Genomic DNA, 19,880 nt, shown 5'->3' with positions numbered 1-19,880 from the left:
GAACGGATGTTGCTGTTCTGCCTGTGTGACAAGGGTTTCCGTCCGCGAAGCGCTGCGAAGCAGCTTCGCATAATGAAGCGCGCTTCGCGCGTTAGTAAGCAATAATGGCGCTTATGGCGTTCCTTTCCGGAATCGAGCTGAGCCGCCGGTTTTACCGCGAAGAGGTCGCGCCGCGGGTCCGCGGCCCGCACAGCGCCGCGCTGCTCGGCCCCGGCTCGGAGGTGCTCGGCTTCGACACCGCACGCTCCACCGACCACGACTGGACCGCCCGCGTCTTCCTCTTCCTGCCGGGCGTCCGCGACGTCCCGGTGCCCGGCACGTTCCTCGGGCACCCGGCGAAGCTGGTCGTCGCGACGCTCGACGACTGGACGCGCGGCTTCCTCGGCTTCGACCCGCGGAGTCCACTCCGGACCGACTGGCTCGCCACCCCGACGCAGGTCTTCGCCGAGTTCACCGGCGGCGCCGTCCACCACGACGACCTCGGTCTCGAAGCGCTGCGGCGCGCGGTCGCCTGGTACCCGGACGACGTGTGGCGGCACGTCCTGGCCTGCCAGTGGCAGCGCATCGGCCAGGAGGAGGCGTTCGTCGGCCGGTGCGGCGAGGTGGGGGACGAGCTGGGTTCGGCCGTCGTCGCGGCGCGGCTGGTCCGCGACCTCATGCGGTTGTGCCTGCTCATGGCGCGCCGGTACCCGCCGTACAGCAAGTGGCTCGGGAGCGCGTTCGCCCGGCTGCCCGCGGCGGCGGCGCTCACCCCGGCCCTCACCGGCGCGCTGGCGGCGACGACCTGGCGCGACCGAGAACGGCACCTCGTCACGGCCTACGAGCACGTCGCCGGGCTCCACAACGCGCTGGGCCTCACCGCACCGGTGGACCCCCGGACCAGCGGCTTCTTCGACCGGCCGTTCCAGGTGATCAACGCGGACCGGTTCGTGACGCCGTTGCTCGCGGGAGCCACGCCGATCGGGGCGGTCGACCAGTTCGTCGACAGCACCGACGTGCTCGGGCGGCGCGCGCTGACGCGGCGGGTGGTTGACTCCGTGCATGGCTGAACCGAAACCGCGGGACCTGGCCGCCCTGCTGCTCACCCTGACCGTCGTGACCGGGGTCGTCGACGCCGTCAGCTTCCTCGGCCTCGGCCGGGTGTTCGTGGCCAACATGACCGGCAACGTCGTGTTCTTCGGGTTCGCGGCGGCGGGGGAGACGACGTTGTCGGTGCTCGCGTCGCTGACCGCGGTGCTGGCCTTCCTGGCGGGCGCGCTCGCGGGCGGCAGGCTGGCCCGCCTCGAGGACGACTACGCGGCGCTGCGCCAGGCGACCGCGGCGCAGGCGGCGCTGGTCGCGGTGGCGGTGGTGCTGTCGGCGACCGTCGGCGCGGGCGGCAGGCTGGGCAGTGAGCTGCTGATCGTCGTGCTGGGACTGGCGATGGGCCTGCAGAACGCGGCGGTCCGCCGCATCGGCGCGCCCGACCTGACCACGACGGTCCTGACGATGACGTTGACGGGTTTCGCGGCGGATTCGAAGGCGGCGAGCGGGGAAGGCTCGCACCCGCTGCGGAAGATCGCGGCCGTCGGAGCGATGGTGATCGGCGCGTTCGCGGGCGGGCTGCTGCAGCTGCACGTCGCGATGTGGACGGCGTTGACGCTGGCCCTGGTGTTGATCGTCGGGGTGCTGGTGGTGCTGTGGGTCAGCCGAGGGCGCGGCCGCCGTCGACCAGCAGCCGCTGGCCCGTGATGAAACCCGCCTCGTCGGACGCGAAGAAGCTGACGGCCGCCGCGACGTCCTCGGGGGTGCCCAGCCTGCCCGCCGGCACCGACGCGCGGTAGTCCTCCCGCACCTGCGCCGTCACCACGTCGTGCCGCTCCACCGGCACGAAGCCGGGCGCGACGGTGTTGACGGTGATGCCGTCCGGGGCCAGCTCCCGCGCCCACGCGCGGGCCAGGCCGATCTGGGCGCTCTTCGCGGTCGCGTAGGCGCTGCGGCCGGGCGGCGGCCGGTCCGCCACCTCCGAGTCCACGTGGACGATCCGGCCGTGCCCGCGGGCGCGCATCCCCGGCAGCACGGCGTGCCCGAGCAGGACCGGGGACCGCACGAAGAAGTCCAGCTGCGCCAGGTGGTCCGGCCAGTCCACTTGGGACACCGCGGCTTCGGGTTGCGGACCGGTGGCGTTGAGGACGAGCACCCCGATCGGGCCGAGCACGGCGGTGACGGCGTCGACGAGCTCACCGACCTGCCGCCGATCGGTCACGTCCGCGGCGAAAGCGGCCGCCTTGGCCCCTTCGGCGACGATGCCCTCGGCGGCGGTCTTGAGATCGGCGTCGTCGTGCCGGCCGTTGACCGCGACGGCGAACCCGTCTCTGGCCAGCCGCCGGGCGATCACCCGCCCGAGGCCGCGGGAACTGCCGGTCACCAGTGCGACACCCATGCGCCCGACGCTACGGAAGATCAGCGCACAGCGGAAGGCCCCCGGGAGAATGCCTCCCGGGGGCCTTTCGACGGCTGGATCAGGCCGAAGCGGCCACGACGTCCTCGGCCGCGGTCGGCGGGGCCGCGACGACCTTCTTGTTGCGCCGGTTGCGGCGCTCCAGGTACGTCGCCAGCGCCGTCAGCAGCAGGCACATCACGACGTAGATGGCGGTCGCCACGATCGTCGACGGCACGATCGGCCGTCCGAACGAGCCCTGCGAGCCGATGTAGCGCGCGTAGTACAGCAGCTCCTGGAACGTGATGATGAAGCCGAGCGCGGTGTCCTTCAGCAGCACGACGAGCTGGCTGATGATCGTCGGCAGCATCGCCCGGATCGCCTGCGGCAGCAGCACCAGGAACATCACCTGCGTCTTGCGCATGCCCAGCGCGTACGCGGCTTCGCTCTGGCCCTTCGGCAGCGACTGGATGCCCGCCCGGAAGACCTCGGCGAGCACCGAGCCGTTGTACAGCGTCAGGCCGAACACCACGCCGAGGAACGGCGTCATCGGCACACCGAGCGTCGGCAGGCCGAAGTAGAACAGGAACATCAGGATCAGGGCGGGGATGGCGCGGAAGAACTCCACGACGAACCCCGCGATCCCGCGGATCCAGGCGTGGTCGGACAGCCGCCCGGCCGCGAAGATCGCCCCGAAGATCAGCGCGAGCACCGCCGCGGCCGCGAACGCCTCGACGGTCTGGAGCACCGCGTTGAGCAGGTCGCGCTGCACCTGCGCGTACTGCAGCCACTCCCACTTGCGGGCGGTGAACTGGCCGCTGTCGTAGAACCGCCACCCGATGTAGGCGATGAACGCGACGACCACGAGCGTGCCGATGGCCGCGTAGGTGCGGTAGCGCAGCCGGGCCTTGGGGCCGGGGACGTCGAACAGGACGTTGCTCATCGCGCCACGCTCCAGCGCTTCTCCAGGCTGCGTTGGACGAACGACAGCACGGTGACCAGGATGATGAAGCCGAGCGCGACCCACAGCAGGCCGATCAGCTGGTTCTCCCCGCGTTCCGACAGGTACGACCGGATGGCGCCGGCCTCGGCGACCGAGAAACCGGCGGCGATGGTGGTGTTCTTCAGCAGCGCGATCAGGGTGCTGATCAGCGGCGGCACGACCGAGCGCAGCGCCTGCGGCAGCACGACCTGGCCGAGGATCTGGCCGAAGGTCAGCCCCAGCGCCCGGCCCGCTTCGGCCTGGCCGACCGGGACGGTGTTGATGCCCGAGCGCACGACCTCGCAGATGAACGCCGACGTGTAGACGGTCAGCGCGATCACCGCGGCCGGGAAGTAGTCGACCTTGACGATGTCCAGCAGCGGGTACGCGAACACGAAGAACGCGAAGACCAGCGTGAGCGGCGTGTTCCGGGCGATCGTCACGTACGTCGTGCCGACGGCGCGGAAGACCGGCACCGGGCTCACCCGCAGCATGGCGAGGATGGTGCCCCAGATCAGGCTGCCGACGGCGGAGAGCACGAACAGTTCGATCGTGCGGAGGAAGAACGGACCGAACAGGTCCAGGTTGTTGAGCAGGACGTCCATGGAGCCTTCCCCGCGTCCGTTTCTGTCAAGCGGTGGTGGATGTGGGAAGGCCGGTGGACCGGGTGCCCCGGTCCACCGGCCTCGGTGTCACGTCAGTACTTCTCGAGGGTCGGCTTCTTGGCGGCCGAGCCCGACTTGCCGAGGGTGGCGTCGTAGATCTTCTGCCAGGTGCCGTCGTCCAGCGCCTTCTGCAGGATCTCGTTGACCTTGTCGCGCAGGACCTTGTCGTCCTTGTTCAGGCCGATGCCGTACTTCTCGGTGGAGAACGTCTGGCCGACGACCTTCAGGTTGTCCGGGTCCTGGGCCGCGTAGCCCTTGAGGATCGCGTCGTCGGTCGTGACCGCGTCGACGTCCTTCGACAGCAGCTTCTCGACGCACTGCGAGTACTTCTGGAACTCGACGATGTTGCCCGGCTCGGTCAGGTTCTCCTGGCGGACCTTCTGGATCGGGGTCGAGCCGGTGACCGAGCAGACCTTCTTGCCCTTGAGGGTGTCCTTGCCGGTGATCGAGGTGTCGTCCTTGCGCACCAGCAGGTCCTGGCCGGCGATGAAGTACGGGCCGGCGAAGGAGACGAGCGCCTTGCGCTTGTCGGTGATCGAGTAGGTGCCGACGTAGTAGTTCACGTCGCCGTTCGCGATCGTCTGCTCACGGGCACCGGAGTCGACCGTGCGGAAGGTGATCTTCTCCGGGTCGAAGCCGAGGCCGGCGGAGACGAGCTTCGCGATCTCGATGTCGAAGCCGCCGAACTTGCCGGTCGTCGGGTCCTTCTGGCCGAGACCGGGCTGGTCGTCCTTGGCGCCGACGGTCAGCGCGCCCGCCGCCTTCATCTTGGCGAAGACCGGGGAACCCTGGAGGTCGACGCCGGTCGCGACCGGGTAGGTCGGCAGGGCCGCGGCGCTCGAGCCGCTCTGGTCACCCGAGCCCGGCGTGGTCGGCGTGCCTTCCTTGCCGCAAGCGGTCAGCGTGGTCATGGTCAGACCACCGACGAGCAGTCCCACCGCGAGGGTGCGGATCCTCATGTGAATCTCTCCTGTGTGTCGTCACCCGTGACGCGAACGGCGCCGCGGAACGTTCTCTCAGTGGGTCAAGATCTTGCCGAGGAAGTCCTTCGCCCGCTCGCTCTTGGGGGCGGTGAAGAACTCTTCCGGCGTCGTGTCCTCGACGATCTCGCCGTCGGCCATGAAGATCACCCGATCGGCTGCCCTGCGGGCGAAGCCCATCTCGTGGGTGACCACCAGCATCGTCATGCCGTCCTTGGCCAGGCCCGTCATGACGTCCAGGACCTCCTGGACCATCTCCGGGTCCAGGGCCGAGGTCGGCTCGTCGAAGAGCATGACCTTCGGCCGCATCGCCAGCGCCCGCGCGATCGCCACGCGCTGCTGCTGGCCGCCCGACAGCTGGGCCGGGTACTTGTCGGCCTGGTTGGCGATGCCGACGCGCTCCAGCAGCTCCATCGCCGTCTTGCGGGCCTCCGCCTGGCCCACCTTGCGGACCTTCACCGGCGCGAGCATGACGTTCTCGACGATCGTCTTGTGCGCGAACAGGTTGAACGACTGGAACACCATGCCGACGTCGGCGCGCAGGGCCGCCAGCGCCTTGCCCTCGGCGGGCAGCGGGACGCCGTCCACCGCGATCTCGCCCGAGTTGATCGGCTCGAGCCGGTTGATCGCCCGGCAGAGGGTCGACTTGCCCGACCCCGACGGGCCCAGCACCACCACGACCTGGCCGCGCGGCACCTCGAGCGTGATCTCCCTGAGCACGTGCAGGTCGCCGAAGTACTTGTTCACGGCGGACGCCTTGATCATCGGCGCCGCCACCTCCGCGGTCATCTGGCCTCCAGGGTCGTTCGATGCGGCGTGGGTCACCACGCGATGGCGGAAACCTACCGTTGCTCTCCCGGTTCGCAAGGCCGCTTGAGCAATACTTAGGGTTTCAAGTGGGTATCGATGTCCTTTTGGTGAGTATTGACGTCCGCGTGGCTCGCGTCGAGCCGAGGTCACCCACGGTGACCGTCCGGGTGTCCGGTGCGGTGCCCGCGGCGACGTCCTAGAGTTCGTCGCTACCGGAGCGGGTCGCCAGGGAGGGTGGACGGGGTGCGGGTGCTGCTGGTGGAGGACGACGACCGGGTCGCGGGCGCCCTCATCCCGGCGCTGGTCCGCCGCGGCCTGGCGATCGCCCGGCTGGCCACCGGCGCCGGCGTGCTCGAGCGGGTCCACGAGGTCGACGTCGTGCTGCTGGACCTCGGCCTGCCGGACATCGACGGGGTGACGCTGTGCCGCCAGATCCGCGCGGTCAGTGACGTCGCGATCATCGTCGTCTCGGCGCGCGGCGAGGTCGACGACCGGATCCAGGGCCTGCGCGCGGGCGCCGACGACTACCTCGTCAAGCCCTACGACGTCGAGGAGCTGATGGCCAGGGTCGAGGCGGTGCGCCGCCGCCGCGGGGAGAACGAGCCCGTGGTGATCCGCGTCGGCGACGTCAGCGTCGACCTGTCCCGGCACGAGGTGCTCGTCGACGGGCGGACGGTCGCGTTGTCCCGCAAGGAGTTCCAGGTGCTCGCGCTGGTCGCGGGCGCGCGCGGCGCGGTGTGCTCGCGCGAGCACGTGCTCACCGAGGTGTGGGGCCACCGCGGCCCCGCGGAGAGCCGCTCGCTCGACGTCCACGTCGCGACGTTGCGGACGAAGCTGGGCCGCCCGGCGCTGATCGAGACGGTCCGCGGGGTCGGTTACCGGCTCGGCGGCCAGGTCGCCCGGAGCTGACGGCGTGCGCGTCCGGCTGCAGGGCATCGTGCTGACGCTGGTCGCGTTGCTGGTGTTCGGCCTCGGCATCCCGCTGGCGACGTCGATCGCGGCGGGCGCGCAGCAGGACCTGTTCCTCGACCGGCTGACCGACACCGCCCGGTTCGCGTCGCTGGCGCAGCGGCCGCTGCTGGACAACAAGCCGGGGCTGCTGGAGCCCGACCTGCGCCGCTACACCGAGGTGTACGGCGTCCAGGTGGTGGTCGTCGACCAGGACGGCAAGCAGGTCGCCAGCTCGCTGGGCGGCGGCGCCGCGCGGATCGACCTGCGCGCCGACCGGATCAGCGACCCGGTCCACGAGGCGCTGGCCGGCCGCCGCTCCCAGCCCGGCGGCGTGCTGATGCCGTGGGACGACACGCCGCTGGTGCTCGCCGAACCCGTGCTCGCCGACGGCGAGGTGCGCGGCGCGGTGGTGACCGTCTCCGACACCGGCTCCGAACGGGCCGACGTGCTGTGGTGGTGGCTGCTGCTGGCCGCGGGCGGCATCCTCGCCTTCACGCTGGCGCTGGCCGTGGCCATCCCGGTCGTCCGGTGGATCCTGCGGCCGGTGCACCGGCTCGACGACGCGACCGGCGCGCTGGTGGCGTCCGTGGTCAGCGGCCGGGAGGCCGAGCCGGTCGGCGAGAGCGGCGGGCCGCCGGAGCTGCGGCAGCTCGGCCGGTCCTTCGACCGGATGGCCGAGAGCGTGTCCGGGGCGCTGGCCGCGCAGCGCGCGTTCGTCGCCGACGCCTCCCACCAGCTGCGCAACCCGCTGACCGCGCTGAAGATCCGGCTCGGCAACCTCGACGGCCACGTGACCGACGAGACGGCGGCCGCCGACCTGGAGGCCGCGCGAGTCGACGCCGGGCGGCTCCACCAGATCCTGGACGGCCTGCTCTCGATGGCCCGCGCCGAGGCGTCCGGCGGCGAGCTCGACCCGGTGGTGCTCGACGAGGTCGTCGCCGACCGGGTCGCCGACTGGTCGGTGGTCGGCGAGGCCCGCGACGTGCGGCTGGTCGTCGACACGGCGGGGGAGGGCGCGCGCGTGCGCCTGCCGCCGCGCGGCGCCGAGACGATCCTGGACGCCCTGCTCGACAACGCGCTGAAGTTCACCGCGGCGGGCACGGAGATCCGGATCGCCGTCTCCCGCGAGGGGGACGAGGTGCGCCTGTCGGTGCGCGACCACGGGCCGGGGCTGCGGCCCGACGAGCTCGACCGCGCGCTCGACCGCTTCTGGCGCAGCCCCGCGCACCAGAACGTGCCGGGATCGGGCCTCGGCCTGGCGATCGTCAGCGAGCTGACCGCGCATTCGGGCGGCGAGCTGACCCTCGACCTGCCCGACGGCGGCGGCCTGCGGATCACGATGACGTTCCCGGCCGCCTAGGTCTTCTGGGCCCGGTAGTACCGGAGCGCGCCGGGGTGCAGCGGGATGGGCTGGGTCTCGATGCCGGGGTGGACGTCGATCGAGAGGGCGGCCGGGTTGGCGCCCGCCAGCTGCCCGCGCGCGTCGAACAGGCCGCGGACCAGCGCCTCGGCGACGTCGTCGCCCATCGCCTTCGGGACGATGAGGAAGTTCGGCACCAGCAGCGTCGTCACCGGGCCGGTCTGGTTGTAGGTGCTGGCCGGGATGGACGCGGTGCCGTACACCTGGTTGACGGCCTGCATCTTCGGCATCACGTCGGCGATGTCGAGCAGGCGCAGCGACTGCTGGGTGTTGTACTTGGCGATCGCCGGCGTCGGCAGCCCGCCGGACCAGATGAACGCGTCGACGTCGCCGTTGAGCAGCGCCTTGATGGAGTCGTCGAGGCCGCGTTTCGAGGTGGTGACCTTGCCGGAGAGGCCGGTGGCTTCGAGCAACCGCTCGGCGATGTACTCGACGCCGGAGGACGGCGAGCCGATCGCGATCCGCCGCCCTTCGAGCTGGCCGACGGTCCGCACGGCGGAGTCGGCGCGGACGACGATGTGCAGGTAGTCGTCGTGGATCCGGGCGAGGGCGGCCAGCCGCGGGTCCTTTTCGTACTCGTCGGCGGCGACGTCGGCGGCGACGAAGGCGACCTCGGCGTTGCCGCCGAGCACCTTGCGGACGTTGTCCGGCGAACCCTGGGTCTGCAGCACCAGCGGCCGTTCGATGTCGAGACCGGTCTGCCAGGCGGAGGCCAGCGTCTGCGCGAGCTTGTCGTAGACACCGCCGGGGTTGCCCGCGGCGATCCGCAGCCGCAGGTCGCCGAACCCGCTCGTGCAGGAGGCGAGCACCAGCAGCAACGCGGCCGCCATCGCCAGGCCGCGCGTCCGCCGGGATCGGGTCATCCGCCGATCGTGCCAGATCCCCGGGGTTGGGTCCGGCCCGCGCGGGCATTCTCCCGGTGACGGAGGGAGCCGCATGACCGGAACGGCCGATGTCGTCGTGGTGGGCGGCGGACTGCCGGGACTCAGCGCGACCCGGCTGCGGCTGGCGGGGGCGGGGGCCACCGTCCTCGAAGCGGGTGACGACGTGGGCGGCCGGGTCCGCACCGACGTCGTCGACGGCCGCCCGGGTCGGCGCTGGTCGCGGCGTCGGTGCCGGACCGCGCCGATCCGGGGTTGGAGGTGCGGGTGCGGCACCGCCTGTCCCGCGTCCACGACACGGACAACCGGGCCTGGGAGCTGATCGGCACGTACGCGATCCCGCGGGCGCTCCCGGCGTTCCCACCGGGCGCCCCGCTGCGCCGCCCGGTGCGGCTCGCCCCGGGCCGGTACGGGTGCGGCGACCACCGGGACACGCCGTCGGCGCAGGGCGCGCTGGTCTCCGGCGAGCGGGCGGCCGCCGCGGTGCTGTCCGACCTGGTGGCGGCCTGACCGTCCACTGTGGTCAGGTCAGGGCCATGCCGGGGACGCGCCTCCGGATCGCGTCGAGCTCGGCCTCGTCGGAAATGCCCTGGAAGTCGTACCGGGGCGTGTAGGGCGCTTCGAGCGCGCGCACCTCGTCGTCGGTGAGCACGACGTCCAGCGACGCCACGGCGTCGTCGATCTGCTCGATCGAACCGGCACCCACCAGCGGGGCGGTGACGACGGGCTGGCGGCGCAGCCACGCCAGGGCGATCCGCGCCCGGCTCACCCCGTGCGCCTCCGCGACCCGCCCGACGGCGTCCACGATCGCGCGGTTCGACGCCTCTTCCGCGGGCGAGTAGAGGAGGTCGGCGAACGCGCCGTCGGTCGAGGCGCGCGTCGTCGACTTCGCGTCGTCCCAGGCGCGGGCCAGCCGACCGCGCGCGAGCGGGCTCCAGATGATCGTGCCGACGCCCTCGTCGAGGCAGAGCGGGATCATCTCGCGCTCCTCTTCGCGGGCCAGCAGGTTGTAGTGGTTCTGCATCGACGCGAACCGCGCCCAGCCGTGCCGCTCCTGCAGGTGCAGCGCCTTCGCGAACTCCCAGGCGGGCATGGACGACGCGCCGAGGTAGCGCACCTTCCCGGCCTTGACGAGATCGCTCAGCGCCTCGAGGGTCTCCTCCAGCGGCGTGCTGTGGTCGTTGCGGTGCACCTGGTAGAGGTCGATGTAGTCGGTGCCGAGCCGGCGCAGCGAGTGGTCGGCTTCCGTCATGATCGCCTTGCGCGAGAGCCCCCTGCCGTTGGGGCCGGGGCGCATCGGGTGGCGCAGCTTGGTGGCGATCACGACGGCGTCGCGGTCGGCGAAGTCCCGCAGCGCGCGGCCGAGGATCTCCTCGCTGGAGCCGTTCGAGTACATGTTCGCGGTGTCGAAGAAGTTGATGCCGTTGTCGAGGGCGTGCTTGATCAGCGGCCGCGAGTCCGCTTCGCCGAGTGACCAGACGGGGTGACCGCGGCCGGGTTCGCCGTAGGTCATCGCGCCGATCGCGACGGGGGAGACGTCCAGGCCGGTGGTGCCGAGTTTGACGTACCGCATGGGAGGCCTTCTGCTAGTCTGAACTTGCGGAGAGTTCTCCGCAATGACTTCGACACTAGCGGAGAGTTCTCCGCGAGTCAAAGGGGAGAGGCGCGCGATGGCGGAGACGTACGGCACGCAACGCAAGGCGGCCGCCCGCAAGCACGCCGCGATCCTGGAAGCGGCCCACGAGCTCTTCGCCGCGGACCCGGCCGTCTCCCTGAACGAAGTCGCCAAGCGCGCGGGAGTCGGCGCGGGCACGCTCTACCGGCACTTCCCGACGCGGGAGGACCTGATCCTGGCGGTCTACCGGTACGACGTGCGGCGCCTGGTCGACTCCGTGGACGACGTCCTGGCGGCCGGCTCGGCCAAGGACGCGTTCGTCACCTGGTTCGAGACGCTGGCCGCCTACATCCGCGTCAAGCACGGGCTCGGCGAAGCACTGCACAACGCCGCGCTCCAGAACGCGATCGACGAGACGTACGCCCCGGTCACGGCCGCCGTCGGCAAGCTCCTCGACGCCTGCGTCGCCGAGGGGTCGGTGGAGCCGGGCCACGACCCGGGCGACGTCCTGCTGATGATGGGATTCCTCTGGCGCGTCGCCCCCGACGAGCGCGGCCTCGCGCAAGGGCGGCGGCTGACGGAAATCGTGTTCCGCGGCATCGGGGCGCGCCACTAGGGTGGGCGTCATGGGGTCAGTCAGGCAGGTCCAGATCACTTTCGACTGCGCCGAACCCGAGCGCGTCGCCCGGTTCTGGTGCGAGGTTCTGGGGTACGTCGTCCCGCCGCCGCCGAAAGGGTTCGCCAGCTGGGGCGACTACGACCGGTCGCTGCCGCCGGAACGCCGGGGCGCGGCGTTCGCCTGCCAGGACCCCGACGGCGTCGGGCCGCGGCTGTTCTTCCAGCGCGTCCCCGAAGGCAAGGTCGTCAAGAACCGGGTGCACCTCGACGTGCGGGCCGGGACCGGCCTCGTCGGCGACGAACGGCTCGCCGCCCTGGAGGCCGAACGCGACCGGCTGATCGCGCTCGGCGCCAAGCACGAGTACACGCTCTACGCCGACGAGTACAACGAATCGTGCATCGTGATGCAGGACGTCGAGGGCAACGAGTTCTGCCTCGACTGAGGCCCGACCCGCGGGAGTTGTCGTGAAGCTGCGCCCGGCCGTCGTCGTCCTGGCCACGTTGGTGTCCACAATGGCCGGTCCGGCCGCCGCGCACGCCGCCGAAACCGGCGGGTTCTCCGTGCTCGGCTACAACGTCGCCGGGCTTCCCGAAGGGATCTCCAGCGCGCCGACGCCCCGCGAACCCGCGACGACCGCCATCGGGCAGCGGATCGGCGGCTACGACGTCGTGCACGTCGAAGAGGACTTCAACTACCACGCCACCCTCTACGCCGCCGACCACCACCCGTACCGCACGCCGACCAGTGGCGGCGCCGGTGTCGGCAGCGGGCTGAACACGCTGTCGTCCCTGCCCTACGACGTCGACGACTTCGAGCGGGTCCGCTGGTCGTCCTGCCAGTTCGACTCCGGGGACTGCCTGACCCCCAAGGGTTTCACGTTCATGCGGGTCCGGCTGGCGGAAGGCGTGTACGCCGACTTCTACAACCTGCACACCAACGCCGGGACGAGCGACGGCGACCAGAAGTCGCGCGCGGCCAACCTCGCGCAGCTGACCGCCTTCATCCGGGCTCACTCCGCGGGCAACGCCGTGGTCGTCATGGGCGACACCAACACGCGCTACACCCGCGCGGCCGACACGATCGGCGCGTTCGCCGCGGACAACGGCCTGACCGACGCGTGGGTGCGGCTGGTGCGGGGCGGCGTCGCGCCCGCACCCGGCAGCCCGGCCCTGGTGTGCGACGACCAAGCCGTCACCAACGACTGCGAAGTCGTCGACAAGGTGCTCTACCGGGGCAACAAGCTCATCTCGCTGAACGCAACCTCGTATAACAACGAACACGCCGCGTTCCTCGACGGCGAAGGCCGGAAGCTGTCCGACCACGACCCGGTCACCGTGCGGTTCGCCTGGACGCGCAACCCCGACCTCCGGCTGTCGGAGCAGTTCGGCGGCCCGCACGGCGACTACTTCACCGACATCGACGCCGTCCCCGCCCGCCTGCGGACGCTCTCCTTGCGCAGCGGGTCACGCGTCGACCAGGTCGCGCTCACCCTGGACGACGGCACGACCCTGGCCCACGGCGGCACGGGCGGGACAGCGGCGGCACTCACCCTCGGCGACGGCGAGTACGTCACCGCGGCGACCCTGTGCCGGGGCGAACACAACGGCACGACCAGGATCTTCTCGGCCCGCTTCACCACCAGCCTCGGCCGCGTGCTCGCCGGGGGCACGACCACGGCGGACTGCGTGACCCGCTCGGCGCCGCCCGGGTGGCAGATCTCCGGATTCCACGGACGGGCGGGCGCCGAGGTCGACAAGCTCGGGTTCGTCTACTCCCGCGCGGTCACTTCAGGGGCGTGACGCTGCCGAGCGTCGGCACCACCTTCTCGATGGTGCCGTCCGCGGCGAACCGCAACCGGTCGATCGTCACCTCGCGGTGCGTCCCGTCGCCGCCCGGGATGCCGAAGCGGTGGTAGGCGATGTACCAGTCATCCGCGCCCGGAACCTGGACGATGCTGTGGTGCCCGGTGCCGAGGATGCCGAGCGACGGGTCCTTCTCCAGGATCACGCCCCGGTTGACCATTCCGTCCAGCAGCGGGCTCGACGCCGTCGCGTAGCCGACGCGGTAGTTCTCGCTGCCCGTGTCGTCGATCGACCACGTCAGGTGGTACGTGCCCGCGCGCTTGGTCATGAACAGCCCTTCGCGGAACCCGGTCAGCCCGGTGAGCTGCTTGACCTTCGTGGTGTCGAACGACGTCAGGTCCGGGTTCAGCGGCACGACGTAGGCGTTGCCGTTGCCCCAGTACAGGTACGTCCGCCCGTCGTCGTCGGTGAACACCGCCGGGTCGATCGCCTGGCCGCCGTTCGGGTTCGCCGCGATCAGCGGCTTGCCCAGCGCGTCGGTGAACGGTCCGATGGGCGAGTCGGCCACCGCGACGCCGATCTTGGCGTCGGCGCAGAAGTAGAAGTAGTACTTGCCGTCCTTCCGCGTGATCGTCGGGGCCCACGCGCGGCTGTCCGCCCAGGACACGTCCGGGCCGAGGTCGAGGATCTTCTCGTGCCGCGTCCAGTGCACGAGATCCTTGCTGGACCACGCGTCGAACGCCGTGCTCGACCAGCCGGGATAGCCGTCGGTCGTGGCGTAGATGTAGTACGTGTCGCCGAAGCGGACGATGTTCGGGTCCGCGTTGTAGCCCGGCAGGACCGGGCTGTTCATGACGACCGCGCTGACCGTCCACGTCCGCCTCCCGCCCCCGGCGCCGGCGACGGTGTAGGCGACCGGTCCGGTGAAGTCCTGGCTCGACCCGTTGCGGGGGAACACCCGTGCGCCGTCGGCGACGCCGAGCACCGGGGCGAGGCGCCGCACGTCCGTGCCCGGCTTCACCGGCAGGACGATGGTGCCCTTCGTGCTGTCGATGATCGCGGGCACCTTGAGCGCGTCGAGGGTCACCGAGCCGACCGCCGTCTCGTTGCCCCGCACCGCGAGGACCTCCCGCGCCGTCAGCCCGCGGTTCCACACGGTGAAGCGGCTCATCTTGCCCTGGAAGAACTTGTCGGCGGCGTACACCGACCGGCCCAGGAAGTTCGACGTCGTGATGCCGCCGCCGAGGTCGCCCGGCTTCGCCGTCACACCGTCCACACGAGCCACTTCGACGCCGTTGTCGTAGAGGCGCGCGGTCCCGCCGGACAACGTGTACGTGAGCGTGTGCCAGGCACCTCGGGTCAATGCCCGTTTGCTGTCGGCGTTCTTCTCGGTCGACCAGTTCCCGGACGCGATGGCCGCCCGGTAGGTGTCCCCGGTGGCGAAGAGATAGCCGTCCCCGGCGTTGTTCGTGCTGTTGCCGAGGTTCCAGAGGAAGTACGGCGTCGGCTGGGCCGGGTCGACCCACACCCGGGCGGACACGGTGATCCCGTCGAGCCCGGTCATCAGGTTGTCCGGCAGCGCGACGTAGCCGTCCTTGCCCGCGAAGGAAAGCCCGTCGGCCGAGCGCGTGACGCCGCCGTGGAGCGTGGCGTCCGGCTGGTTCCCGGTGACGTCGGCGATGTTCTCGCCCGAACCCGCGGTGAGGTCGTAGTCGGCGACGACACCCCGCTCGTCCGCGGTCACCGGCGGCGGTCCCTGGCGCAGCCGGGCGAGCTCGGCTTTCGTGACCGGCAGGACCGTGCCGTGGCGCGGGCTCTTCGGGAGCTGGTAGCCGGCCGGGATCTGCCAGTTCGGGTCGGCCAGCGAGTCGGTCACGAACGGGACGTAGCCGCGTCGCGGCGTCTCGTCCATGAACGCGTAGAACTTGTTGCCCTCATTGGCTTTGAACAACGTCGGTCCTTCGACCCAGTCGGTTCCCAGCGTGGTGCGGATGCAGTCGTCGACGAGCTCCCAGTTGCGCGGCTTCGTCGTCGGCAAGTCGACAGCGCGCAGGTTCTTCGACCGCTCGAGCACGATGTCGCGCGTGCAGGAGCCGATCACCTTGCCGTCGGTGGTGAGGCGGTAGTAGTAGTCGCCGTCCTTGAGCACCGTCGAGTCGATGACGCCGGCGCCCGGGTCGTTCCACACCCGCGGCTTGCTGAACGTCCGGAAGTCGCGGGTGGTCGCGTACATCATCCGCGGGTAGGTCGAGCCGGTGTGGTCGGCGTCTTCGGGGGCGTAGGGGCTCGTCGCCCAGTAGACGACGTAGGCGCCGATCGCCGGGTCGTAGGTGGCCTCCGGGGCCCAGGTCATGCCGGCGGTGTCGTCGGAAACCCGGACGTGGCGCTGGTTCGACCAGGTCACCAGGTCGGTCGACTCCCAGATCTCGAGGTACTGGCTGCCGTGCCGCTGCGCCTGGTCCCAGCCGCGGCCGTCGTTGATCTGCAGGTCGGTGGCGACGATGTAGAACCGGTCGCCTTCCGGGCTGCGGACGATGAACGGGTCGCGCACGCCGGTTTCGCCGTAGTTCGACCGCAGGACGGGACGGCCGCCGTTAGCTCGTCCCAGTGCAGCGGGTCGTTGCCGCGGCTGGCCGCGAAGTGGACCTGCTCGGTGTCCTGCGTCGCCTCACCGGTGAAGTAGGCGAACATGTAGCCCTCGAGGGCTTCCTTCTTGGGCAGGGGCAGGACGGTGAGCGTGAAGGACCGTTCGCCGGTCGCCTTCCCCTTGGTCGCGCGCACCGTGAGGTGGGCCTTGGCCGCCCGCGCGCCGGTCGCGGGCCGGGTCACCTCGCCGGTGGCCGTGACGACGCGGGGGTCCTGGCTGCGCCAGGTGAGCGTGACGTCGCGGGCGCCCGTGACCGGCAGGGTGATGTTGCCGCGGATCGCGTCCTGGTCGGGGATCGTGACGGCCTTCAGGGCGTTGTCGACCTTCTGCCGGTCGGTGATGTCGTGCAGCACGGTGACGGTGAAGGACCGGCTCGCGGTCTGTCCGGCGTAGGCGACCGACGCCGTCAGGGTGACCGTCGCGTCGCCGCTGCCGGGCGCGGGCCGCGTCACGGCTCCCGTCGCCGACACGACGGCCGGGTCGCTGGAGGACCAGGTGATCGCCGAGCCGCCCGCGCCCGTCTTCGGCAAGGTCAGGTTTTCGGTGACGGCCGAGGTGTCGCCGAGGTCGAGCGCCGCCGCGTCGGCGGCGGCGCGGCCCGAAGCCGTGCGCTCGCCGAGGGCGCGGGCTTCGTCGGCGGTCACGGCGCGGTCGTAGACGCGGAAGTCGCGGACGTCGCCCTTCAGGTACTTGTCGCCGGTGTAGACCGATCGGCCGAGGTAGTTCGCCGTGGTCGTGCCGCCGCCGATCGAGCCGGGCGTGATCGTCACGCCGGTCTTGCGGGCGACCTCGATCCCGTCTTCGTACAGGACCGCGGTCCCGCCGCCGAGGGCGTAGGTGATGGTGCGCCAGCTGCCGCGCGCCAGGTTGCGCCCGGCGCTCGCGGTCTGCTCGGTCGACCAGTTGCCGGAGGCGATCGAGGCGCGGAACTGGTCCCCGGTGGCGAACAGGTAGCCGTCGCCGGTGCCGTTCAGCGTGTTTCCCAGCCCCCACAGGAAATACGGCGTGCCCTGGTCGGTGGCGACGTTCACCTGGACCGACACCGTGATGTCGGTGAGGTCCCGCATGAGGTTGTCGGGCAGGTGGACGTGCCCGTTCACACCGCCGAGCCGCAGGCCTTCCTCGCCCTGCCAGGTGGCGTCGCCGCTCACGGTGGCGTCGCGCCCGTGTCCCGACGCGTCGGGCACCGTGGTCCCGGAACCGCCGGTGAGGTCGTAGCGGACCACCAGCCCCTCGTCGAGGGTCGCCGCGTGGCCGGAATCCGCCAGCGCGGTCATGGCCGTCGCCGCGAAGGTGAGGGCGGTGACGAGCGCGGCCAGTGGCCGGCGCCGTCGGGCGGAGTTCGGCGACGACGGTGTCGCCGAGAGTCGTACGGGCATTCCGGCTCCAGGGAAGGCGGGCGCCGACGGCGCGGGGAGGCGCGCGGCAGATTCTCCGGGTCGCCGCCGAGCGCGAAGTGAGCGCTAACATAACTCCCGATCCACAGGTGGTCAATCGTCGGTTTTGCCCGCTGGGACAAGATCTTGCTGTCTGTTAGCGCTAACAAATACCCGATGGGCGGCTTGACGGCCTCCGGGGCGCTCGCTACCTTTTCGCGAAACTTCTTCGCGTTTGGAGTCGGCATGCGCGTGCTCGTCGCCCTGCTCACCGCCGTCGCGATGACGTCCAGCGTCACCGCGGCCGCCGTCGCCGAGGATGTCCGGCCGCACCAGCTCACCGTGCGCGGCTCGACCTTCGTCGACGAGTACGGCCGGGAAGTCGTCTTGCGCGGCTTCAACGTCTCCGGCGAGGCGAAGCTGGCGGAGAACGGCTTCCTGCCCTTCGCGAACGCGGCCGACGCGCGCCGGTCGGCCCAGTCGATGCGCGCGCTCACCGGAGCGAACGCCGTGCGGTTCCCGTTGTCGTGGGCGGGGATCCAGCCCGTGCACGGGCCGGTGGACACGCGCTACCTCGCGGCGTTGGCCGAGCAGCTCAAGGCGTTCCTTGACGAGGGGTTCACGGTTCTGCCGGACTTCCACCAGGACCTGTTTTCCCGCTACCTCTTCAACCGCGGCAGCTGGTACAGCGGCGACGGCGCGCCGAAGTGGGTCGTCGACGGCGGGAACTACCCGGCGGAGAGCTGCGGCCTGTGTGTCCACTGGGGACAGAACATCACGCAGAACGGCGCGGTCCAGGACGCCACCAAGGACTTCTGGCACAACGCGCGCGGGATCCAGGACGACTTCGTCGGCCAAGCCGTCGAGACGATGAAGTACCTGCGGCAGAACCTGACCGCCGGCCAGTTCGCCGGGATCGCGGGTCTCGACCCCTACAACGAGCCCTTCGCCGGGCGGTACGACCAAGGACAGGACAGCCGGGCGTGGGAGCGGGACGTGCTGTGGCCGTTCTTCCAGCGGTTCCGCGCGGCGATGGATTCCGCGGGCTGGCAGGACAAACCCGCCTTCGTCGAGCCGAACATGTTCTGGAACGCCAACATCTCCTTCCAGCTGCACCCCGGCGGGTTCCAGGACACCGGCGCGCTGGGGCCGCGGTTCGTGTTCAACACGCACTTCTACGACCAGCTCGCCCAGTCGGGCGTGTTCATGCCGGGCAAGGCGGGCGACGGGCAGTACAGCGGGGACTTCGGCGCGGTCCGCGACCGGGCGGCGGCACTGGGCACGGCGGCGATCGTCACGGAGTTCGGCCACCCGCTGACGGGCTACACCTCCGACAAGGCCCCGACCGTGGACAAGGCGATGTACCAGGCACTGGACTCGCGGGTCTCCGGAGCGGACTGGTGGCGCCGCCCGGCGCAGTCGGGCCCGGTGCTGTCCGGAACCCAGTGGCACTGGGACATCTACAGCGGCCGTCACCACGAGCTGATGAACGACAACCCGGACAAGGTCCGCACCGAAGGCGACGCCTGGAACGGCGAGGACTTCTCGGCGGCCCGCACGGCGGACGACGGCACGGTCCAGCTCCGCCAGGACGCCCGCCTGCTCGACCGCCTCTACCCGGCGGCGGTCGCCGGCCACGCGCTGGCGTTCACCTACGAGGACCGCTCGCGCGACGGCGGCAAGACGCTGACGTGGAACCAGGTGCCGTCGACGATGCCCGCGACGGCGGCGCTGACCGGCACCGGCCGCTACGGCGTCCTGGTGTGGCGAGGAGCCGAGACGGGCGCGCCGACCGAGCTGCACGTCCCGGCCGGGATGACGCCGACGGTGGTCAGCGACGTCCCGGCGACGCGATCCGGCGACCGTCTGCGACTGGCCGCGACGCCGGGGCTGCACTACGCCCTGGTCGTCGAATCCACGCCGACCGAGGCCCAGGTCGCCGCGGCTCGTGCCGAGCTCGCCGCCTGGGCCGCCACGGCCGCTTAGCCGAGGGTGGCGATCCCGGCCAGGAAGATGTCGACGCCCGCCAGGAACTGCTCGCGGTCGTCGTGGTCGCGCAGCCGCGTCGCGGCCTTGTGCACGAAGGGGAACTCGCCGGGGTCGAGCCGCGCCCACCGGTCGGCGACGGAGGTCAGGAAGGCCGCCCGGTCGTTCTCGCCCGCGGTGAGCAGGCGGGCGTTGGCGGCGTTCTGCCCGGCGACGCCGAGGACGTAGTTGACGAGTGCGCCCGCGGCGTCGAAGAGGGTCGGCTCGGGAACGCCGAGCTCGTCGAGCAGGCCGCCGATGCGTTCGTAGACCGCCAGCAGCGCGGGCCGCCACGGTTCGCGGGAGAGCTGGGTGCCGACCCAGGGGTGGGCGTCGATCGCGTCGAACAGGCCCAGTGCCACGGTTCGCAGGGCTTCGCGCGGGTCGCCATCGACGACCACGCCGGTCATGACGCGGCCGACGACGTCGTCGGTGGCCGCGGCGAGCAGGTCGCTCTTGTTCTCGACGTGGTGGTAGATCGCGCCGTAGCCGGTGCTCAGCCGGGTCGTGAGGGCGCGGAAGGTCAGCGCGGTCTCGCCGCCGTCGTCGAGGATCGCGGTCGCGGCCCGGACGATGACCTCCCTCGACAGCCCGTCGGTGCGCCGTGGGGCTCGCTTCGCCATGGGCGCATCATGCCATATTTGGATCGGCGATCCAAAGTCGTGCTACGGTGATTGGAATGGCAATC

The 19,880-nt window shown here is 71.2% G+C and carries 18 protein-coding genes and 1 pseudogene; 10 read left to right on the top strand and 9 right to left on the bottom strand.

Annotation, left to right across the window (positions count from 1 at the left end):
- The first annotated feature begins 113 nt into the window (after window positions 1-113).
- Together QP939_RS50675 and QP939_RS50670 are read left to right on the top strand one after the other, a co-directional pair.
- On the top strand, window positions 114-1,049 hold the full coding sequence (locus QP939_RS50675; protein WP_285454142.1) for a DUF4037 domain-containing protein: 936 nt from the start codon (window positions 114-116) through the stop codon (window positions 1,047-1,049).
- Window positions 1,042-1,731 carry a DUF1275 family protein gene (locus tag QP939_RS50670; protein WP_285454141.1) on the top strand — a complete coding sequence of 230 codons (690 nt, stop codon included), beginning with the start codon at window positions 1,042-1,044 and terminating at the stop codon, window positions 1,729-1,731. The genes QP939_RS50675 and QP939_RS50670 overlap by 8 nt, the downstream gene beginning before the upstream one ends.
- Here QP939_RS50670 and QP939_RS50665 read toward each other — a convergent pair.
- The 5 genes from QP939_RS50665 to QP939_RS50645 form a co-directional block, all read right to left on the bottom strand.
- Window positions 1,685-2,422: an SDR family NAD(P)-dependent oxidoreductase gene (locus tag QP939_RS50665; RefSeq protein WP_285454140.1), complete on the bottom strand. Its 738-nt coding sequence runs from the start codon at window positions 2,420-2,422 to the stop codon at window positions 1,685-1,687. The genes QP939_RS50670 and QP939_RS50665 overlap by 47 nt on opposite strands.
- A 79-nt stretch (window positions 2,423-2,501) precedes the next feature.
- Window positions 2,502-3,362 carry an amino acid ABC transporter permease gene (locus tag QP939_RS50660; protein ID WP_285454139.1) on the bottom strand — a complete coding sequence of 287 codons (861 nt, stop codon included), beginning with the start codon at window positions 3,360-3,362 and terminating at the stop codon, window positions 2,502-2,504.
- Complete coding sequence (locus QP939_RS50655) at window positions 3,359-4,006, bottom strand: amino acid ABC transporter permease (protein WP_285454138.1); 648 nt, start codon at window positions 4,004-4,006, stop codon at window positions 3,359-3,361. Before QP939_RS50655 ends, QP939_RS50660 begins: the two co-directional genes overlap by 4 nt.
- Window positions 4,007-4,098: 92 nt before the next feature.
- Complete coding sequence (locus QP939_RS50650; RefSeq protein WP_285454137.1) at window positions 4,099-5,025, bottom strand: glutamate ABC transporter substrate-binding protein; 927 nt, start codon at window positions 5,023-5,025, stop codon at window positions 4,099-4,101.
- Between the two features lie 57 nt (window positions 5,026-5,082).
- Window positions 5,083-5,811 (bottom strand): amino acid ABC transporter ATP-binding protein, encoded by a 729-nt coding sequence (locus tag QP939_RS50645; protein WP_200876483.1) that lies wholly within the window; start codon window positions 5,809-5,811, stop codon window positions 5,083-5,085.
- 288 nt (window positions 5,812-6,099) lie between these two features.
- Here QP939_RS50645 and QP939_RS50640 point away from each other — a divergent pair, with 288 nt between their 5' ends.
- The gene (locus QP939_RS50640) at window positions 6,100-6,765 is read left to right on the top strand and encodes a response regulator transcription factor (protein ID WP_285454136.1); all 666 of its coding nucleotides are present in this window, start codon (window positions 6,100-6,102) and stop codon (window positions 6,763-6,765) included.
- 4 nt (window positions 6,766-6,769) lie between these two features.
- On the top strand, window positions 6,770-8,167 hold the full coding sequence (locus tag QP939_RS50635; protein WP_285454135.1) for a sensor histidine kinase: 1,398 nt from the start codon (window positions 6,770-6,772) through the stop codon (window positions 8,165-8,167).
- On the opposite strand, the gene QP939_RS50630 is transcribed toward QP939_RS50635, so the two are convergent.
- On the bottom strand, window positions 8,164-9,090 hold the full coding sequence (locus QP939_RS50630) for a TAXI family TRAP transporter solute-binding subunit (RefSeq protein ID WP_285454134.1): 927 nt from the start codon (window positions 9,088-9,090) through the stop codon (window positions 8,164-8,166). The genes QP939_RS50635 and QP939_RS50630 overlap by 4 nt on opposite strands.
- Before the next feature lie 73 nt (window positions 9,091-9,163).
- Between QP939_RS50630 and QP939_RS50625 the strand changes: the two genes are divergently transcribed.
- Entirely contained in the window at window positions 9,164-9,430 is a 267-nt protein-coding gene (locus QP939_RS50625) for an NAD(P)-binding protein (RefSeq protein WP_285454133.1), read from the top strand.
- Complete coding sequence (locus QP939_RS50620) at window positions 9,376-9,618, top strand: hypothetical protein (protein WP_285454132.1); 243 nt, start codon at window positions 9,376-9,378, stop codon at window positions 9,616-9,618. The genes QP939_RS50625 and QP939_RS50620 overlap by 55 nt, the downstream gene beginning before the upstream one ends.
- A gap of 13 nt (window positions 9,619-9,631) precedes the next feature.
- Here the strand turns inward: QP939_RS50620 and QP939_RS50615 are convergent, their stop codons facing one another.
- Window positions 9,632-10,681: an aldo/keto reductase gene (locus tag QP939_RS50615; protein WP_285454131.1), complete on the bottom strand. Its 1,050-nt coding sequence runs from the start codon at window positions 10,679-10,681 to the stop codon at window positions 9,632-9,634.
- A gap of 97 nt (window positions 10,682-10,778) precedes the next feature.
- Here QP939_RS50615 and QP939_RS50610 point away from each other — a divergent pair, with 97 nt between their 5' ends.
- The 3 genes from QP939_RS50610 to QP939_RS50600 are packed head-to-tail and all read left to right on the top strand — an operon-like array spanning window position 10,779 to window position 13,141.
- Window positions 10,779-11,339, top strand: coding sequence for a TetR/AcrR family transcriptional regulator (locus QP939_RS50610; protein WP_285454130.1), 561 nt, complete (start codon window positions 10,779-10,781; stop codon window positions 11,337-11,339).
- A 10-nt stretch (window positions 11,340-11,349) separates the two neighbouring features.
- Entirely contained in the window at window positions 11,350-11,784 is a 435-nt protein-coding gene (locus QP939_RS50605; protein WP_285454128.1) for a VOC family protein, read from the top strand.
- A 22-nt stretch (window positions 11,785-11,806) separates the two neighbouring features.
- On the top strand, window positions 11,807-13,141 hold the full coding sequence (locus QP939_RS50600) for a jacalin-like lectin (RefSeq protein WP_285454127.1): 1,335 nt from the start codon (window positions 11,807-11,809) through the stop codon (window positions 13,139-13,141).
- Here QP939_RS50600 and QP939_RS50595 read toward each other — a convergent pair.
- Window positions 13,128-16,834 (bottom strand): annotated as a pseudogene (locus QP939_RS50595) (immunoglobulin-like domain-containing protein); the annotation flags it as partial. The gene QP939_RS50600 and the pseudogene QP939_RS50595 sit on opposite strands and share 14 nt — an antisense overlap.
- 579 nt (window positions 16,835-17,413) lie before the next feature.
- Here QP939_RS50595 and QP939_RS50585 point away from each other — a divergent pair.
- On the top strand, window positions 17,414-19,153 hold the full coding sequence (locus QP939_RS50585; protein ID WP_285454125.1) for a cellulase family glycosylhydrolase: 1,740 nt from the start codon (window positions 17,414-17,416) through the stop codon (window positions 19,151-19,153).
- Here QP939_RS50585 and QP939_RS50580 read toward each other — a convergent pair.
- The gene (locus tag QP939_RS50580) at window positions 19,150-19,815 is read right to left on the bottom strand and encodes a TetR/AcrR family transcriptional regulator (protein WP_285454124.1); all 666 of its coding nucleotides are present in this window, start codon (window positions 19,813-19,815) and stop codon (window positions 19,150-19,152) included. The two genes, QP939_RS50585 and QP939_RS50580, sit on opposite strands and share 4 nt — an antisense overlap.
- Between the last annotated feature and the right edge of the window lie 65 nt (window positions 19,816-19,880).

The sequence above is a fragment of the Amycolatopsis nalaikhensis genome (assembly GCF_030264295.1).
In the GTDB taxonomy this organism is placed as follows: domain Bacteria; phylum Actinomycetota; class Actinomycetes; order Mycobacteriales; family Pseudonocardiaceae; genus Amycolatopsis; species Amycolatopsis nalaikhensis.
The sequence above is the reverse complement of the archived record's forward strand: the minus strand, read 5'-3'. Positions and strand labels throughout refer to the sequence as shown.

Bases quoted from the DNA above. Each gene is read 5' to 3' on its own strand.
- QP939_RS50615 (WP_285454131.1), bottom strand. From the start codon at position 10,681: ATGCGGTACGTCAAACTCGGCACCACCGGCCTGGACGTCTCCCCCGTC.
- QP939_RS50665 (WP_285454140.1), bottom strand. From the start codon at position 2,422: ATGGGTGTCGCACTGGTGACCGGCAGTTCCCGCGGCCTCGGGCGGGTG.
- QP939_RS50670 (WP_285454141.1), top strand. From the start codon at position 1,042: ATGGCTGAACCGAAACCGCGGGACCTGGCCGCCCTGCTGCTCACCCTG.
- QP939_RS50675 (WP_285454142.1), top strand. From the start codon at position 114: ATGGCGTTCCTTTCCGGAATCGAGCTGAGCCGCCGGTTTTACCGCGAA.
- QP939_RS50625 (WP_285454133.1), top strand. From the start codon at position 9,164: ATGACCGGAACGGCCGATGTCGTCGTGGTGGGCGGCGGACTGCCGGGA.
- QP939_RS50580 (WP_285454124.1), bottom strand. From the start codon at position 19,815: ATGGCGAAGCGAGCCCCACGGCGCACCGACGGGCTGTCGAGGGAGGTC.
- QP939_RS50660 (WP_285454139.1), bottom strand. From the start codon at position 3,362: ATGAGCAACGTCCTGTTCGACGTCCCCGGCCCCAAGGCCCGGCTGCGC.
- QP939_RS50605 (WP_285454128.1), top strand. From the start codon at position 11,350: ATGGGGTCAGTCAGGCAGGTCCAGATCACTTTCGACTGCGCCGAACCC.
- QP939_RS50650 (WP_285454137.1), bottom strand. From the start codon at position 5,025: ATGAGGATCCGCACCCTCGCGGTGGGACTGCTCGTCGGTGGTCTGACC.
- QP939_RS50630 (WP_285454134.1), bottom strand. From the start codon at position 9,090: ATGACCCGATCCCGGCGGACGCGCGGCCTGGCGATGGCGGCCGCGTTG.
- QP939_RS50585 (WP_285454125.1), top strand. From the start codon at position 17,414: ATGCGCGTGCTCGTCGCCCTGCTCACCGCCGTCGCGATGACGTCCAGC.
- QP939_RS50655 (WP_285454138.1), bottom strand. From the start codon at position 4,006: ATGGACGTCCTGCTCAACAACCTGGACCTGTTCGGTCCGTTCTTCCTC.
- QP939_RS50610 (WP_285454130.1), top strand. From the start codon at position 10,779: ATGGCGGAGACGTACGGCACGCAACGCAAGGCGGCCGCCCGCAAGCAC.
- QP939_RS50645 (WP_200876483.1), bottom strand. From the start codon at position 5,811: ATGATCAAGGCGTCCGCCGTGAACAAGTACTTCGGCGACCTGCACGTG.